12 protein-coding genes and 1 pseudogene are annotated in these 13,911 nt (G+C 58.1%); 7 read left to right on the top strand and 6 right to left on the bottom strand.

All coding sequences use genetic code 11. The features are described 5' to 3' along the window. Nucleotides 1-1,397 (bottom strand): annotated as a pseudogene (locus ACIONG_RS02225) (ABC-F family ATPase); the annotation flags it as partial. Nucleotides 1,398-1,780: 383 nt separating this feature from the next. Between ACIONG_RS02225 and lpxO the strand changes: the two are divergent. Next, nucleotides 1,781-2,680 (top strand): lipid A hydroxylase LpxO, encoded by a 900-nt coding sequence (gene lpxO / locus ACIONG_RS02220; RefSeq protein WP_401296417.1) that lies wholly within the window; start codon nucleotides 1,781-1,783, stop codon nucleotides 2,678-2,680. 136 nt (nucleotides 2,681-2,816) lie between these two features. Here lpxO and ACIONG_RS02215 read toward each other — a convergent pair whose 3' ends face one another. Continuing rightward, a complete protein-coding gene (locus ACIONG_RS02215) occupies nucleotides 2,817-3,677 on the bottom strand; it encodes a Ku protein (protein WP_401296415.1) in 861 nt (286 codons plus the stop codon). Nucleotides 3,678-3,866: 189 nt separating this feature from the next. Here ACIONG_RS02215 and ACIONG_RS02210 point away from each other — a divergent pair, with 189 nt between their 5' ends. Both ACIONG_RS02210 and ACIONG_RS02205 read left to right on the top strand, forming a co-directional pair. After that, nucleotides 3,867-4,184 carry a hypothetical protein gene (locus tag ACIONG_RS02210; RefSeq protein WP_103302073.1) on the top strand — a complete coding sequence of 106 codons (318 nt, stop codon included), beginning with the start codon at nucleotides 3,867-3,869 and terminating at the stop codon, nucleotides 4,182-4,184. Between the two features lie 52 nt (nucleotides 4,185-4,236). Further along, on the top strand, nucleotides 4,237-5,382 hold the full coding sequence (locus ACIONG_RS02205; RefSeq protein WP_401296413.1) for a PQQ-dependent sugar dehydrogenase: 1,146 nt from the start codon (nucleotides 4,237-4,239) through the stop codon (nucleotides 5,380-5,382). Between the two features lie 167 nt (nucleotides 5,383-5,549). On the opposite strand, the gene rimI is transcribed toward ACIONG_RS02205, so the two are convergent. Further along, entirely contained in the window at nucleotides 5,550-6,650 is a 1,101-nt protein-coding gene (gene rimI, locus ACIONG_RS02200) for a ribosomal protein S18-alanine N-acetyltransferase (RefSeq protein ID WP_401296411.1), read from the bottom strand. Nucleotides 6,651-6,742: 92 nt separating this feature from the next. Between rimI and ACIONG_RS02195 the strand changes: the two genes are divergently transcribed. The 4 genes from ACIONG_RS02195 (at nucleotide 6,743) to nudC (ending at nucleotide 11,102) form a co-directional block, all read left to right on the top strand. Then, nucleotides 6,743-8,317, top strand: a complete 1,575-nt coding sequence (locus ACIONG_RS02195; protein ID WP_103302070.1) for a RimK family protein — start codon at nucleotides 6,743-6,745, stop codon at nucleotides 8,315-8,317. Nucleotides 8,318-8,324: 7 nt separating this feature from the next. Further along, on the top strand, nucleotides 8,325-9,248 hold the full coding sequence (locus tag ACIONG_RS02190; RefSeq protein ID WP_212808905.1) for a magnesium transporter CorA family protein: 924 nt from the start codon (nucleotides 8,325-8,327) through the stop codon (nucleotides 9,246-9,248). A 204-nt stretch (nucleotides 9,249-9,452) separates the two neighbouring features. Beyond that, a complete protein-coding gene (locus ACIONG_RS02185; protein ID WP_401296409.1) occupies nucleotides 9,453-10,265 on the top strand; it encodes a crotonase/enoyl-CoA hydratase family protein in 813 nt (270 codons plus the stop codon). Between the two features lie 6 nt (nucleotides 10,266-10,271). Beyond that, nucleotides 10,272-11,102, top strand: a complete 831-nt coding sequence (gene nudC, locus ACIONG_RS02180; RefSeq protein WP_401296407.1) for an NAD(+) diphosphatase — start codon at nucleotides 10,272-10,274, stop codon at nucleotides 11,100-11,102. Here nudC and ACIONG_RS02175 read toward each other — a convergent pair. The 3 genes from ACIONG_RS02175 to ACIONG_RS02165 form a co-directional block, all read right to left on the bottom strand. Next, nucleotides 11,070-11,849: a TSUP family transporter gene (locus ACIONG_RS02175; protein ID WP_103302453.1), complete on the bottom strand. Its 780-nt coding sequence runs from the start codon at nucleotides 11,847-11,849 to the stop codon at nucleotides 11,070-11,072. The two genes, nudC and ACIONG_RS02175, sit on opposite strands and share 33 nt — an antisense overlap. A gap of 101 nt (nucleotides 11,850-11,950) precedes the next feature. After that, nucleotides 11,951-12,475: a hypothetical protein gene (locus ACIONG_RS02170; RefSeq protein WP_401296405.1), complete on the bottom strand. Its 525-nt coding sequence runs from the start codon at nucleotides 12,473-12,475 to the stop codon at nucleotides 11,951-11,953. A gap of 174 nt (nucleotides 12,476-12,649) precedes the next feature. Further along, nucleotides 12,650-13,804: a MalY/PatB family protein gene (locus ACIONG_RS02165; RefSeq protein ID WP_212808901.1), complete on the bottom strand. Its 1,155-nt coding sequence runs from the start codon at nucleotides 13,802-13,804 to the stop codon at nucleotides 12,650-12,652. Between the last annotated feature and the right edge of the window lie 107 nt (nucleotides 13,805-13,911).

Here is a 13,911-nt window from a genome sequence, read left to right as displayed (position 1 = left end):
AAGTGGTTGGTCGGTTCGTCCATGATCAGCACGTTCGGCTTTTGCAGGATCAGCTTGCCGAACAGCATGCGACCTTGCTCACCACCGGAAATCACCTTGACCGACTTGAGGATCTCGTCGTTGGAGAACAGCATGCGCCCCAAAGTACCGCGAATCATCTGCTCGCCCTGAGTCCACTGACCCATCCAGTCAAACAGGGTGACGTCGTCTTCGAAGTCGTGCGCGTGGTCCTGAGCGTAGTAGCCCAGTTCCGCGGCGTCGGTCCACTTGACGGTGCCGGCGTCCGGGGTCAGTTCGTTGACCAGAGTGCGCAGCAGGGTGGTCTTGCCGATACCGTTCGGGCCGATGATCGCTACGCGCTCGCCCGCTTCAACCTGGAAGCTGAAGTCCTTGAACAGCGGCTTGCCGTCGAAACCTTTGGCCATTTTTTCGACCATGACAGCCTGGCGGTGCAGCTTCTTGTTCTGATCGAAACGGATGAACGGGCTGACACGGCTCGAAGGCTTGACCTCGGCCAACTGGATCTTGTCGATCGCCTTGGCGCGGGAAGTGGCCTGCTTGGCTTTCGAGGCGTTGGCCGAGAAGCGGCTGACGAACGATTGCAGCTCGGAAATCTGCGCTTTCTTCTTGGCGTTGTCCGACAGCAGTTGCTCGCGGGACTGGGTCGCCACGGTCATGTACTCGTCGTAGTTGCCCGGGAACAGACGCAGCTCGCCGTAATCCAGGTCAGCCATGTGCGTGCACACGCTGTTCAGGAAGTGACGGTCGTGAGAGATGATGATCATCAGGCTGTTACGCTGGGTCAGAACGTTTTCCAGCCAGCGAATGGTGTTGATGTCCAGGTGGTTGGTCGGTTCGTCGAGCAACAGCACTTCCGGATCGGAGAACAGTGCCTGTGCCAGCAACACACGGAGCTTCCAGCCTGGCGAGACTTCGCTCATCGGGCCGAAGTGTTGCTCGATACCGATACCCAGACCCAGCAGCAACTCACCGGCACGGGATTCGGCGGTGTAGCCGTCCATTTCGGCGAATTCGGTTTCCAGCTCGGCAACGGCCATGCCGTCTTCTTCGCTCATTTCCGGCAGCGAGTAGATGCGGTCGCGTTCAGCCTTGACCTTCCACAGCTCTTCGTGACCCATGATCACGGTGTCGATCACGGTGAATTCTTCGTAAGCGAACTGATCCTGGCGCAATTTACCCAGGCGCACGTTCGGCTCAAGCATGACCTGGCCAGCGGACGGGTCGAGGTCACCGCCGAGGATTTTCATGAAGGTCGACTTGCCGCAACCGTTGGCGCCGATCAGGCCATAACGGTTGCCCGCGCCGAATTTGACCGAAACGTTTTCGAAGAGCGGCTTGGCGCCGAACTGCATCGTGATGTTAGCTGTAGAAATCAAGAGTTTTTCCTGCGAAGCATTCTGAGTAGCGAGGGTGCGGCTGGAGCGCTTGGCCCGAGTCAAAGTGCGCTGAAGCGGGGAGGTTCCCGTCATCAACCAAGGGGGGCGCGTAAAGTTTGGCGGCGATTGTACTGGTCTGGCTCTTTAAACGATAGGGCGATGACGCTGTGAGCGCCGATTGGCGCAATCGCGGGACAGATTTTCACAGATGAAGGCTCACTATCAGTTACAAACTGTGGCTAAAATGCCATCCATTCACCCAACGCCCTACAGCGGCGCGGGCTCAAGGACGTGCCATTTTGTACTCAGACCACTGCATCAGACGCTGGGCTTCTAGCCATCAGGCGCGCAGTTTGTTCACTTTCTGACGTGTGACGATTTCCGTGAAACTCATCATTGCTGCTATTTATGTCATTTCCATTGCATACGTTCACTTGCGTGGCCGTGTGCGCCACAAACTGGGTCGTCAGTTAAGCGACCATTCGACGTTTCTGGCGCCGATCAACTGCTTTCTGTACCTGTTTTCGAAAAAGCCCAATACGCCGTATCTGAATCCCGCAGAATTTCCTGATCTCAGCCCATTGCAGGCACATTGGCAGGAGATTCGCGAAGAAGGCCAGAACTTGCTGCGTGCCGGTGAGATCAAGCGCTCGAACCAGTACGACGATGTCGGCTTTAATTCATTCTTCAAAAGCGGCTGGAAGCGTTTTTACCTCAAGTGGTACGGCGAGAGTCATCCGTCGGCAATGAAGCTGTGCCCGCGCACCACTGAATTGGTGCAGAGCATCGGTTCGATCAAGGCCGCTATGTTTGCCGAACTGCCACCCGGCTCGAAACTGGTGCGTCACCGCGATCCGTATGCCGGTTCCTATCGCTATCACCTGGGCCTGGAAACGCCGAATGATGCCGGTTGCTACATCAATGTCGACGGCGAGAACTATCACTGGCGTGATGGTGAAGCGGTGATGTTCGATGAAACTTTCATTCATTACGCAGAAAACACCACGGACAAGAACCGCATCATCCTGTTCTGTGACATTGAGCGGCCGATGAAGTACCGCTGGGCCGCCGCGTTCAATGGCTGGTTCAGCCGCACCGTGATGTCCGCCGCCGGCGCGCCGAACGACGCCGGTGACCGTACCGGTGGGATCAACCGGTTGTTTACCAAAATCTACAAGATCCGTTTGCGCGGTAAAGAGCTGAAAAAGCGCAATCGCAAGCGCTACTACATGGAAAAGTGGGCGATCTTCGGTGGATTGCTGGCGATCTTCATTCTGATCTGAATATTCCTGTGAGCCAGCTCTCACAGGGTTCGAAGTGTGCTGCGCATCACACCGACCACTGTGGGAGCAGGCTTGCCAGCGATGACTGTCGCAAAAGCAACCTGTCAGTTGCCTGACAAACCTTCAGTTGTCATGCTCAGGACGCTTTCTTCGTCTTCTTCGCCGGCGCCGCTTTAGTCGCTGTTTTAGGCTTTGATTTGGCGGGCGCCTTGCCACCCAGGCTGCGTTTGAGCAGCTCGGTCAAATCGATAACATCGGCCGACTTGCGCTCTTCCTCGCCACCCACGGTTTCAACATCCTCGATCTTGCCTTCATGGGCCTTTTTCTCCACCAGCGCCATAATCTTGTCTTCGAACTCGTCCTTGTAATCCTCAGGACTCCAGTCCCCGCTCATGTCCTCAACCAGTCGTTTGGCCATGTCCAGTTCGCCCTTGGCCAACTGTGGTTTGGTCACTTCGCTGCCCAGCTCCAGTTGATCGAGGTCGCGAACCTCCTGCGGCCAGCGCAGTTTTACCAGCACCAGAGCCGACTCCAGCGGCATCAATGCCGCCAGGTATTGCCGCGTATGCAAGACGACACGGGCCAGGGCGACTTTATTGGTCTTGCTCAGGGTTTCGCGCAGCAACGCGTAAACCTTGCCACCGCGCTTGTCGGGCGCCAGGTAGTAAGGCGTATCGATGTTTTGCAAGGGGATTTGCTCGGCGTCGACGAATGAAAAAATGTCGATGGTCTGGGTCGATACCGGATGTGCCGAGCGAATTTCCTCTTCGCTGAGGACCACGTAGCGGCCCTTTTCATACGCTACGCCTTTGACGATGTTTTCCTTGGTGACTTCCTTGCCGGTGACCTTGTTGACCCGTTTGTAGCCCACCGGGTCCATGCTGCGGCTGTCGAGCCAGTCGAAGTCCACGCCTTGGGACGATGTCGCCGAAACCAGTGCGACAGGGATGTGAACCAGTCCGAAACTGATCGCGCCTTTCCAGATTGCCCGAGCCATGGTGAGTTCTCCGAGTGATGTTCAGGTGACCTGTGCGCTTGCGCGAAAGTTTCCAGTGAATGCACGGGTTTCAGACGACTTGGTCAAGCCGTGTTACATGTTGTTTAAGCGGCACGGGTTAACAAATCCGAACCCACGGCGTAGCGTGGACTCGAAGGCTCTACTCCCTGCACATCGAGAGGCAATCCCATGAACCGCTTAATGCTTGGCATCGCCGTCCTGACACTCAGTGGCGGCCTGGTTCATGCGGACGCAGTGCTGGCACAAAGTCCGACCGGCAACAGCAACAACCCTTACAACAGCCCGATTCGCCGAGCCAACCCCAACAGCATGCAGGGCACCCAGCCCAGCGCTCCGCCTCTTCGCGGGCCGAACACCGTGCCGACGCCGCGTCAGCCCACCGTCGAAAATCGCGGTATTGGCAATGGCCAGCCGATTCGTTCGGTGCCGAGTACACCGCCGACCTTCATTCCCAACCCACCTTCACGAAGCACTGACACCCGTTGAACGGCGGTACTGCGGTGCTGCCAGCCTTTGAAACCAACAAAAGGAATCGTGCATGTTGCGTAAAACCCTTCTAGCCAGCCTGTGCGCCGGCGCTCTGATCAGCGCGTCGGCATTCGCTGCCGCCCCCAAAGAGCTGCAAAGCGAGCAGGGCACCCTCGAAGTCACCACGATCGCCCAAGGCCTTGAACATCCATGGGCACTGGCTTTCCTGCCGGATCGCCAGGGCATGCTGGTGACCGAACGACCGGGCAATTTGCGCGTGGTCGGTACGGACGGCAAACTTTCGGCGCCGATCAGCGGGGTGCCGAAGGTCTGGGCCAAGGGGCAGGGCGGTCTGCTCGATGTCGTTCTGTCGCCGGAGTTCAAACAGGATCGGCTGGTGTATCTGTCATACGCCGAAGGTGGCGGTGCGGGCGACAAGGCCGGGACAGCGGTAGGGCGCGGGTATCTGTCGGATGACCTGAAAACGCTGAAGGATTTCAAAGTGATCTTCCGTCAGGAGCCGAAACTCTCGACCGGCAACCATTTCGGATCGCGGCTGGTGTTTGATCGAGACGGCTATCTGTTCATCACCCTGGGTGAAAACAACGACCGGCCAACCGCGCAGGATCTCGACAAACTGCAAGGCAAGATCGTGCGGATCTTTGCGGACGGTAAAGTACCGGACGACAATCCGTTCGTGGGCCAATCCGGTGTGCGCCCGGAGATCTGGGCCTACGGCATTCGCAACCCGCAGGGCGCTGCGCTCAATCCGTGGAACGGCACCATTTGGGAAAACGAACACGGCCCGCGCGGCGGCGATGAGGTCAACATCATCGAACGCGGGAAGAACTATGGCTGGCCGCTGGCGACCCATGGCATCAACTACTCGCTGCAGCCAATCCCCGAAGCACAAGGCAAAAGCATTGAAGGTGGTGTAGATCCTCGCCACGTCTGGGAAAAATCGCCAGGCGTGACGGGTATGGCGTTTTACGATGCCGACCGCTTCAAGCCTTGGCAGCAAAACCTGTTTATCGGTGCGCTGGTGAGTCAGGAGTTGATTCGCTTGCAGTTCGATGGCGACAAGGTTGTGCATGAGGAGCGCTTGCTGGGCGAGCTGAAGCAGCGCATTCGCGATGTACGCCAGGGGCCGGATGGTTATCTGTATGTATTGACGGATGAGGACAATGGTTCGCTGTACAAGATCGGTCTGAAGTAACTTGATTTCAGATACAAGGGGAGCGTTGTGGCGAGGGGATTTATCCCCGATGGACTGCGCAGCGGTCCCCGCTTTTTCATTAAAGTCTGGGTGCGCTTCGCGACCCATCGGGGCGGTGCGACGTTTCGCTAAATCCCCTCACCACGAAAGCAGTTTTGGAGCATAAGTCATCTGTTGCAGGCGTACAAAACCACCGCAGCCCTGAGCTTCCCGCGCCCAAACCGGCACATCTTCTCGAACTCGCCATGACTTACCGGCACATGCTGGCAGTCCATGGGCTGACGATGCTGGCTGTGATCAACATCCGGATCATGCAGATACACAAAATCCGCATCACAATCCGTCACCACCACCCAGTGCGGCGACTTCGATCGGGTCAGGCGATAGCTGCTGATCAACACCAGTGGCTGTCCACCCGCGTCCAGTAAACGCGGCAGATCCAGCGGCGCACCGATCACACACTCAACGTCGCTCTGGTCCAGTTGCTCAGTGAACTCCTCATGCACCAGACGCATGACGTCTTTTTTATGCTCATCGCGTACACCATCGAGAAACAACGGCCCCGCCAGGCTCAGTTGCAGACGCACGCGAAAACCCCGCCGCCATGCCGCGAGTGCCAATCCCTGCGGACTGCATCCGCCATGACCGGAGGTCATGAACACCGTGGTCGCTTCGCGCCAGATTTGCAGTTCTTCACGGCGCTCCAGTAAGCGCGAAGGCTGCAACGCACCCATGGCCATCAACAGACAGGCCGGGCCACAGGTGAAGTCGGTAGTCTGCGCATACCACGGCACCTTGATGCTGCGTGAGTCGCGGTGTTGAAGAATGCGTTTCTCCAGACGCAGTGCATCGGCGTGGTCTTCGTAGTAATCATGAATCAGCGCAAAACGCCGGTAACCGTTGCGTTCGTACAGGGCGATAGCGGCAGGGTTGTCAGTACGCACCTCCAGGCGCAGATAGGCACAATCGTGTTCGAGTGCGCAGGTTTCCATGTGCTGCAGTAATTGCTTGCCGAGCCCTGTGCCGCGCGCCTGGGCAGCAATGGCGATGGAATACAACCGCGCCAGGGACGTGCCGCGATGAAACAACACCAGCGCGTACCCCAGCAATTGACCCTCCCGTTCGGCGACCAGTAACTGCGCATGCGCCCGAGTGATCATCCACTGGAAACTGCGAGGGGTGAGTCGATCTGTGGTGAAACATTGCATTTCCAATGCCAGCAATGCCGGCAGGTCTTCAACTACCGCCAAACGAAAAACAGCACTCATATGACCACCGTAAAAGTTGCGTAACGAAACGGGACTTTCGAAAAACTTCGTGCTTAATAGAAATGGTCTTGTTCTCCAACGGATCAATCTCTATGTCAGCGGTACAGGGTCATTGGCGCGAAGTATCCGAGCAAAGTTTGCCGGCGGCAACTTATTTAAATTCAGCGGTCAGAACTTCCAGTCAAGTGCTGATCATTGTCGAACGCAAGGAAGACTGGGCGTCCTATTTTCCCAGCGAGGACATCATCACGGCGCAGGAATACCTTGAGCAAACCCGTGACAACGAGTCGGGCAAGCGCGTGCAGGTGATCAACCTGTGCCGCAGCTACAAGTACCTGGGCCACGGTTATTACTGCTCGCTGCTGGCCGAAGCCCGAGGGCACAAAGTGATTCCATCGGTGCGCACCATCAGCGAACTGACCAAGAAATCACTCTACGGACTGGCGCTGGACGATCTCGATAAAACATTGGAAAAAGCCCTCAGTCATCACCTCTACAGTGATACCGAAGGATTCACCCTGACACTTTATTTCGGCAGAACGCACATCGAGCCATTACAGGATTTGGCCCGCCAGTTATTCGAAGTATTCCCGTGTCCGATTTTGTTAGTTGAGTTTCGCCGAACTAACGGTTGGCACATCGAAGGAATAAAATCCGGCGCGCTGCACAAGTTGCGCGACGATCAGGAGGACCAGTTCGCCAATGCACTGGACGGCTTCAGCCGTAAAGTCTGGCGCATGCCACGCTCCCGGCAAGTGGCGCGCTACGACCTGGCGATTCTGCACGATCCGCAAGAGGCGTTGCCGCCGTCAAACAGCAAGGCTCTGGAGAATTTCGTCAGGGTCGGCAAGACCATGGGCATCGATGTCGAACTGATCGAGCGCAAGGATTATGCGCGGCTGGCCGAGTACGACGGCCTGTTGATCCGCGAAACCACCAGCGTCGACAACCACACCTACCGCTTCGCCAAGAAGGCCGAAAGCGAAGGCTTGGTGGTGATGGACGACCCGGCCTCGATTCTGCGCTGCACCAACAAGGTCTACCTCACCGACCTGCTCAACAGCCATCAACTGGGCATGCCCGCCACCGAAATCCTCTACAAAGAGCGACCCGAAGACTTCGAGCGGGTCGGCGAACGCCTGGGGTTTCCTTTGGTGCTGAAGATTCCCGATGGCTGTTTTTCGCGCGGTGTGATCAAGGTGGAAAGCCAGCAGGCGCTGCTCGAAGCCACGGCGCAGTTGTTCGAACATTCGGTGCTGTTGCTGGCCCAGGAATTTTTCTACACCGAATACGACTGGCGCATCGGCGTGCTCAACCGCAAACCGATCTTCGCGTGCCAGTACTTCATGTCCAAGGGCCACTGGCAGATCTACAACCACAAGGCCAAGGGCCAGGACGTCAACGGCGAGTGCCGGACACTGGCGATCCACGAGGCGCCGCGCGCGGTGGTGGAACTGGCCGTGAAGACCGCCAATCTGATCGGCGACGGTCTCTATGGCGTCGACCTGAAACAGGCCGGCGATAAAGTGGTGGTGATCGAGGTCAACGACAACCCCAATCTCGACGCCGGGATCGAAGACGCTTATTTACAGGACGACCTGTATTCACTGGTGCTGGAAGAGTTCGTGCGACGCCTTGAGCTGAAACGTCGCGGCCAGGCCTGGTGACACGCCGATGATCAGCAGTTTTGCCCTGAGCCACGGCGCCTTGCAGCGGGTCGAACGGCTGGACGCCGAGGTGATGCTGTTCAGCAACCCTGACGCCGCCGAGCGCGACTTGCTGCGCAGTCATTTCAAAGTCGATGAACACGCATTGGCCTCGGCGCTGGACCCGGACGAGGTGTCGCGGATCGAGTTTCACCCGGATCATTTGTTCCTGATCTGGAAACGCCCGGAAAACTATTCCGGTGGCGGCAGTCTGGCCTTCGAAGTGTCATCCTGCGGTTTGCTGTTCGCGCCGGGACAACTGCTGGTGATCGCCACCGATGACACGCCGCTGCACGGCCTTGGCACGCGGCAGCCGCTAAACACGCCGCTGGATGTGTTGCTGGATTTGCTCTTCAACAATATCCATCACTACCTCGGGCACTTGAAGGTGATCAAACTGGTCGCCCGCGAGTTGCAGCAAAAATTCAACGCCTCGATGCAAAACCAGCATCTGGTGCAGATGTTCAACCTCAGTGAAAGCCTGATCTATTACATCAATGCCCTGCACAGCAACGGCGCCGTGTTGACGCGCTTGCGTAACCACGCCGAGAAACAGCACTTCGGCAGCGAAGCGATCGGATTGATCGACGACCTGATCATCGAAAACAACCAGTGCTACAAACAGGCGGAGATTTACTCGACGGTGTTTTCCGGGCTGATCGATGCGCGTGGCAACCTGATGAACAACAGCATGAACAACCTGCTGCGCAAGCTGACGTTGATCAACGTGGTGTTTCTACCGTTGAACCTGATCGCGAGCATTGGCGGCATGTCGGAGTTCAGCATGATGACGGCGGGGACGCCGTGGTGGGTTTCCTATCCGCTGTTTTTGGCGGTGATGCTGTTGGGGGCAGGGGGGATGTTGTTTGGGCTTCGGCGTCTGGCTCGATGATAGGTGGTGATTGAGCCGACGCCATCGCGGGCAAGCCCGCTCCCACAAAGGGAATGCATTTCAACGTGTGGGAGCGAGCCTGCTCGCGAAGAGGCCGGCATTGGCAAAGCAAAACTCAAGACAGTCCCGCATTTGGCCGAACCGCCGCCGTGATGCCTTGTTATAGTTCGGGCCTCATTTTCAGCCCGGTAAAGGATCACTGCCATGACTCAATACACCGCCTTCAGTGTCGAACTGGCCGACAACATCGCCCATGTTCAGATCAATCGCCCGGAAAAGATCAACTCGATGAACGCCGCGTTCTGGAGCGAGATCGTCGAGATTTTCCAATGGATCGATGACACTGACGAAGTCCGTGTGGTGGTCCTGAGCGGTAACGGCAAACATTTCTCCTCGGGCATCGACCTGATGATGCTCGCCGGCGTCGCCAATGAACTGGGCAAGGACGTCGGTCGCAACGCGCGCCTGCTGCGCAAAAAGATTCTGACCCTGCAAGCTTCGTTCAATGCCGTCGATAGCTGCCGCAAACCGGTGCTGGCGGCGATTCAAGGTTACTGCCTGGGCGGCGCAATCGATCTGATCGCCGCGTGCGACATGCGTTACGCCGCCGAAGACGCGCAATTCTCGATCAAGGAAATCGATATCGGCATGGCCGCCGATGTTGGCACATTGCAACGGTTGCCACGGATCATCGGTGACGGCATGCTGCGTGAACTGGCTTACACCGGTCGCACCTTTGGTGCGGAAGAGGCGCGCAGCATCGGCCTGGTCAATCGCGTGTACAGCGACAAGGATGTGCTGCTCGAAGGCGTCTTTGATATTGCTCGTGACATCGCCGGCAAATCGCCGATTGCGGTCACCGGCACCAAGGAAATGATCAGCTACATGCGCGACCATCGCATTGACGACGGCCTCGAATACGTTGCCACCTGGAACGCCGCCATGTTGCAATCCACCGACTTGCGCGTGGCCATGGCCGCCCATATGAGCAAACAGAAACCCGAATTTCTGGATTGAGAAACCATGACATCTCGCTGGACCACTGCAGTACTGGACACCGATCAACCGGGCGGCTGGACCGTGGCGCGCAGCCCCGAAGGTTTTCTGTTCGATGACAACGGCGCGCTGTTCCCACGGGAATGGCTCAAGCGTCAGGACTTGTCGATTCTTGCCGAACACGGCATCGGCCATCTCGATGGCGAGCCGGTGTATCTGCTGGAACTGCGCAGTGCCAGCGAGGTGCCGGGCTGCAATTGGAAAGGCCTGCGAGCGTTCATGCTCGATGGCGATCACACGATTTATAAAGTGCTCGGTTACGCCGCGCAAATTGGTACCTGGGCGCGTGAGCATCGCTTCTGCGGCAACTGCGGGCAGGCCATGACCCAGGTGCCGCGCGAGCGGGCGATGTATTGCCAGCCGTGTGATTTGCGCAGTTATCCGCGTATCTCGCCAAGCATGATTGTGTTGGTGACCCGTGGTGACGAGATTCTGCTGGCACGTTCACCGCGCTTCGTCACTGGTGTCTACAGCACGCTGGCCGGGTTCGCCGAGCCGGGCGAATCGGCGGAAGACTGCCTGATTCGTGAAGTGCGCGAAGAAGTGCAGATCGAGGTGAAGAACATTCAATACATGGGCAGCCAGTGCTGGCCGTTCCCGCATTCGATGATGCTCGGTTTCCATGCCGAGTACGCTGGTGGCGAGATTGTCTGTCAGGAAGACGAGATCGAAGACGCCCAGTGGTTCAACGTGCACGACCTGCCGCCGTTGCCGGCGTCCAAGTCGATTGCCCGTTATCTGATCGACGTCTACGTGGCGCGGCGCTTAGGCCACGCTGAACCAGTGCTGCCAGGCTAGGCGCACGGTCAGGCCCAGCACCACGGTGATGAACACTGGACGAATGAACTTGGCGCCACCGCTGATTGCGGTGCGTGCGCCGAAGAACGCGCCGACCATCACCGACAGGCCCATGCTCAGGCCGATGATCCAGTCCACCTGCCCGGAAAACACGAACACCGACAGCGCCGCAATGTTACTGACGAAGTTCATGCTGCGCGCCACACCGCTGGCCTTGACCAGGTCGATCGGGTAGAGCAACAGGCTGCTGACCGTCCAGAACGCGCCTGTGCCGGGGCCGGCCACGCCATCATAAAAACCAAGGCTGAAGCCCTGGGTCGATTGCCATTTCTTTTTGATCGGCGCGTCGCTGTCCAGCGGCGCTTTTGGGGTGCCGCCGAACAGCAGATACAGGCCACAGGCGAAGACGATCACCGGGAGCATTTTGTTCAGCCATTCTGCTGGCAGGTAATGCGCGACGATGGCGCCGGTCAGTGCGCCAACCAGCGTGCCGACAATCGCGTGGACCCATTGCCGTGGATGGAACAGCTTGCGTCGGTAGAACGTGAAACTGGCGGTGGCCGAGCCGAAGGTCGAGCTCAGTTTGTTGGTGCCCAGTACCAGGTGCGGCGGCAGGCCGGCCGTCAGCAGCGCCGGCGTGGTCAGCAAACCACCACCGCCAGCGATGGCATCGATGAAACCGGCAATGAAAGCGACAAGGGCCAGAATGGCGAGGGTGGTCAGGTCAACGCTGAGTTCGAAAGGCATGGAATCGACTGGCATGGCAGGACGGGAAGGGGCGCCATCATAGCCCGTAACACCTGTCCTAGCGACTCGGATCATCACAACGCATGGCACCCGGGCAGAACTTACGCCGCCATCAAAAACTGCACATTATCAATGAAGTAAGGGCCTTTGTTGCCGAATGGATCATTGGGAATCCCGAAGTGAACATCCACCTGAGCAAAACCCGGCGGGATAACGCCTTCAAGATTGATCCGCTGTTTTTTCGGATCGACGTAGGCCTGTTCGAACCAGACCTCAGCGGTGCCGTCATTGCCGTGGGTGGCCCAAACCGTATAAGTCAGGAATGCATTAAGCAGGGGGTTATCGACTGTTTCGCGGCCCTCGATGTGGAACCGGCGATGCGCGCTGTTCTCCAGCGGGACGGCGTCGGGAGCCTGCACATCGAAACTGAAGATGAATCGTCCGGGCGAGACCGTAAATGTTTCGCTCGCCAGATTCTGCCCCGAGCTTCTGCCTCCGACCATCCGCGCGGCATGACTGGATTGCCATAGCTCTACCGACATTGGCGTGTCGTAGGCTTTGGCTATCCAGTGTGTGAAGTCTCCGCTACTGAAATCGCCATTGCGAATGTGATTGTGCATTGCCATGTTGAAACCTCGATGCCATGGGATGGAAGCTGTTCGTCGCGGGGACGGCGCGACGTACAAGCCCATGGTTCGACAAATCCGCGTGGGTGCCAACTGTCATAAATGACAGTTTTTAATCACCATTGGCGATAGCGGTGGCACGAAACCAAGAATTCGCGCATATGGCAACGGCCTTCAACCGATGCGGCTGGCCAACGCCCGCTCCATCCGCGCAATGCCTTCTTCCAGCAGTGAACGCGGGCAGCCGAAGTTCAGGCGCACGAATTGCTGACTCTGATCGCCGAAATCGCTACCGGCGCTCAAACCGACTTTGGCCTGTTCAAGGAAAAACTGCTGCGGATTACCCAGGTCCAGCGCCGAACAATCGAGCCAGGCCAGGTAAGTCCCCTGTGGCACCTGGATGCTCACGCCGGGCAAGCGACTGCGCACCGCTTCAACCAGATAGTCGCGGTTGGCTTGCAGATAGGTTTTCAGTTCGGCCAGCCACGGTCCGGCTTCGCTGTAAGCCACGCGGGTGGCTTCCATGCCCAGCGGGTTGACGCTGTCGACCATGCCGCAACGAGCATGATTGACGCGCTCGCGCAGAGCGGCGTCCTGGATGATCATGAACGAAGTCTTGAGGCCGGCGATGTTGTACGCCTTGCTCGCCGACATCAGGGTGATGGTGCGCCGGGCGATTTCCGGGCTCAGGGACGCCGTGGGAATGTGCACGCGACCGTCGAAGCACAGCTCGGCATGGATTTCGTCGGAGATGATCCACGCGTCTTGCGCCACGCAGATATCGGCCACGGCTTGCAACTCCTCACGGCCGAACACTTTGCCGATCGGGTTGTGCGGGTTGCTCAGCAGCAGCGCGCCACCGCCGTTCAGCGAGTCGCGCAACACGTCCAGCGGCGTGGCGTAGGTGCCGTCAGCCTGCGCGACGAATTCCAGTTCGACTTTGTTCAAGCCCCAGTGGCCCGGCGCGTGACGCAACGGCGGATAGTTCGGCACCTGCACCACAACATTCTGCTGTGGCTGCACCAAGGCTTTGAGCGCCATATTGAAGCCCGACTCGACACCCGGGAGAAAGATCAGCTCCTGCGGTTTGACCTTCCAGGCGAACTTGTTCCATAGGTCGGCGACGATGGCCTCACGCAGATTTTCCTGAGGCACGCTGTAACCCACCAGCGGATGCAGCAGGCGCTGTTGCAAAGCCTCGATCACCACCGGTGGCGCAGCGAAATCCATATCAGCGACCCACATCGGCAACACATCGGCCGGATAACGGCTCCACTTGGTGCTGCCGGTGTTGTGGCGGTCGAATACCTGATCAAAATCGAAAGTCATGCGCGGTCTCGTGAAGGCGGGATTGGTCCTGCCGGGCATTCTAAGCCCACGGCCCGGTGGGAGCACACAAAACCTGTGGGAGCTGGCTTGCCAGCGAAAGCTTCGGC

Origin of the sequence: Pseudomonas sp. NPDC087817 (assembly GCF_044742875.1) — a bacterium.
Classification (GTDB): domain Bacteria; phylum Pseudomonadota; class Gammaproteobacteria; order Pseudomonadales; family Pseudomonadaceae; genus Aquipseudomonas.
Note: the sequence above shows the minus strand (reverse complement) of the source record. Positions and strands in the feature narration are given on the sequence as shown.

Coding starts and splice junctions, on each gene's coding strand:
- ACIONG_RS02215 (WP_401296415.1), bottom strand. CDS start 3,677: ATGGCTCGGGCAATCTGGAAAGGCGCGATCAGTTTCGGACTGGTTCAC.
- ACIONG_RS02210 (WP_103302073.1), top strand. CDS start 3,867: ATGAACCGCTTAATGCTTGGCATCGCCGTCCTGACACTCAGTGGCGGC.
- ACIONG_RS02205 (WP_401296413.1), top strand. CDS start 4,237: ATGTTGCGTAAAACCCTTCTAGCCAGCCTGTGCGCCGGCGCTCTGATC.
- rimI (WP_401296411.1), bottom strand. CDS start 6,650: ATGAGTGCTGTTTTTCGTTTGGCGGTAGTTGAAGACCTGCCGGCATTG.
- ACIONG_RS02195 (WP_103302070.1), top strand. CDS start 6,743: ATGTCAGCGGTACAGGGTCATTGGCGCGAAGTATCCGAGCAAAGTTTG.
- ACIONG_RS02190 (WP_212808905.1), top strand. CDS start 8,325: ATGATCAGCAGTTTTGCCCTGAGCCACGGCGCCTTGCAGCGGGTCGAA.
- ACIONG_RS02185 (WP_401296409.1), top strand. CDS start 9,453: ATGACTCAATACACCGCCTTCAGTGTCGAACTGGCCGACAACATCGCC.
- nudC (WP_401296407.1), top strand. CDS start 10,272: ATGACATCTCGCTGGACCACTGCAGTACTGGACACCGATCAACCGGGC.
- ACIONG_RS02175 (WP_103302453.1), bottom strand. CDS start 11,849: ATGCCTTTCGAACTCAGCGTTGACCTGACCACCCTCGCCATTCTGGCC.
- ACIONG_RS02170 (WP_401296405.1), bottom strand. CDS start 12,475: ATGGCAATGCACAATCACATTCGCAATGGCGATTTCAGTAGCGGAGAC.
- ACIONG_RS02165 (WP_212808901.1), bottom strand. CDS start 13,804: ATGACTTTCGATTTTGATCAGGTATTCGACCGCCACAACACCGGCAGC.